Source organism: Citrobacter sp. Cpo103 (assembly GCF_030332605.1).
Taxonomy (GTDB): Bacteria; Pseudomonadota; Gammaproteobacteria; order Enterobacterales; family Enterobacteriaceae; genus Citrobacter; species Citrobacter portucalensis.
This window is the reverse complement of the sequence record NZ_JAOWHO010000007.1, coordinates 1-217: the sequence shown is the minus strand read 5'-3', so window position 1 is coordinate 217 and position 217 is coordinate 1. Positions and strand designations below refer to the sequence as shown.

1 protein-coding gene is annotated in these 217 nt (G+C 53.0%); it reads left to right on the top strand.

Features of this window, described 5'->3' with window-relative positions:
- Positions 1-217 (top strand): Ig-like domain-containing protein (locus OGX89_RS00040; RefSeq protein WP_286559677.1); only part of this gene is annotated, 217 nt, incomplete at both ends.

The window sequence follows — 217 nt, the reverse complement described above, 5'->3', positions numbered from 1 at the left end:
GACGGTTGTCTCGTATGATGCGGTAGGCAACGAAGTGACGGCGATCAGCGACCACGACGTGCATATCGACAACTTTGCGGAAAACACGGTACATATCGATACCGTCGCGGGTGATGACCTTATTAATATTAAGGAATTTTTAGCCGACGGCGGGATCATGCAAATTACCGGTACCGTGACCGGCGTGGATGCGAAGGTGGGGGATGCGGTTACCCTG